General features: G+C 52.1%; 2 protein-coding genes. Both read right to left on the bottom strand.

Annotated features, from left to right (window positions below):
- Positions 1–134: 134 nt before the first annotated feature.
- On the bottom strand, positions 135–1,019 hold the full coding sequence (locus RC85_RS25750) for an IS3 family transposase (RefSeq protein ID WP_084416835.1): 885 nt from the start codon (positions 1,017–1,019) through the stop codon (positions 135–137).
- Entirely contained in the window at positions 1,016–1,321 is a 306-nt protein-coding gene (locus RC85_RS25745) for a transposase (RefSeq protein WP_068267815.1), read from the bottom strand. The genes RC85_RS25750 and RC85_RS25745 overlap by 4 nt, the downstream gene beginning before the upstream one ends.
- Positions 1,322–1,500 lie beyond the last annotated feature (179 nt).

The following is a 1,500-nucleotide window of genomic DNA, read 5'->3' as shown; positions in this document are numbered from 1 at the left end:
TCTTTTCCCTCAGGTTGGAATATCGTTCCGCCGGGAAGCGCGTCATCGAGCAGTCGAAACAAGCAATACAACGCTTGCCGCCTGTATCCACGATATGTTGCGATAGCCCAAGACCGGCGGACTCCGGTTTCATGTTAAGCAGCTAAAGCTGCACGATAGTTTCTTTCGAATTCTTCGGGCGTCTGGTATCCCAGAGTTTGATGAATTCTCTTCGAGTTGTAAAACGCCTCGATGTATTTGAAGACGCTGATGCGAGCCTCTTCAAGGTTTCCGTAGCGACGATGCTTCGTCCATTCGTGCTTCAGCGACCAGAAGAAGCGCTCCATGACGGCATTGTCGTAACAGCATCCTGTTCGGCTCATCGAGCACTGAATGTTCAGCGTGCGAAGAATTCCCTGAAACGCGTCGCTGGTGTACTGACAGCCTCGGTCGCTGTGATGAAGCAGCGTTCCGGACTCTGGCCGTCTGGATTCAATCGCTTTCCTCAAGGCTTCGGTAACGATCGGTGTCGTCAATCGATCGCTCATCTGCCAACCGACAACTTTGCGGCTGAACAGGTCCAGCACTACTGCGAGGTAAACCCAACCACCGACCGTCGGCAAGTAAGTGATGTCTGCCACCCACTTGCGATTCGGAGCCTCGGCATCAAACTCCTGGGAGAGAAGATTCTCAGCAGGCTTTTTGTCAGGGTCTGACTTGGTCGTCGTTGGTTTGAACTGTCGCGAAACACAGCTTTTAAGCCCCATTTCTCGCATGGCTGTCGCTACCGTGTTGCGACAAGCCGTTTCCAGTTGAGCGTCGTTAGCAAGTTCCTCAGCGATCTTGTAGCTGCCGTAGATCTGCCCTGATTCTTCGTAGACCTGTTTCACAGATTCGCGAATCGCGCGAGAACGAACCGCACGTTTACTCTCGGGCCGATCAATCGAATCGTAGTAGCCGCTCTTGCTGACACCGAAGATTTCACACATCAGCGTGATGGAATACTGGTCGCGATGTTGTTTGATCCACGCGTACTTCACTGCGACTCCTTCGCGAAGTACGCCGTCGCCTTTTTTAGGATTTCACGTTCCAGTTCCGCACGCTTCAGCTGCTTGCGAAGGCGTTTGTTCTCTTCAAGAACCTGTTGCAGCGATGCCTCGGGACCGCAAGGTTCAGGCTCCGGAGCATACTTTCTATGCCAGTTGCGAAGGCTGTTCTCGTTGACATTGACGGCTTCAGCGGCGGCTCGAAACGAGTAGCCCTCACTGACGATCAGATTGACCGCATCACGCTTGAACTCTTCTGAAAAAGTCCGGCGTGTGCGTTTTCCATTGCTTGACATTGCTTCCTCCAAAGCGGATTCTCGTATCTTCCGCCGGAGTCCGCCAGTCTTGGGCTATCGCAAATCCACAGGTTTTTCAGTTCTGTTAACTCGGACAAATGATCTAGCGCTGCATTTGAAAATTCGCCAGAGATCAATAGTTGTTGCAAGCCTTCCATTTTGTCGATTCCCTTAAGGTC

This window comes from Rubripirellula obstinata (assembly GCF_001642955.1).
Classification (GTDB): Bacteria; Planctomycetota; Planctomycetia; order Pirellulales; family Pirellulaceae; genus Rubripirellula; species Rubripirellula obstinata.
This window is presented reverse-complemented; position numbering and strand designations above follow the sequence as displayed.

Bases quoted from the DNA above. Each gene is read 5' to 3' on its own strand.
- RC85_RS25745 (WP_068267815.1), bottom strand. From the start codon at position 1,321: ATGTCAAGCAATGGAAAACGCACACGCCGGACTTTTTCAGAAGAGTTC.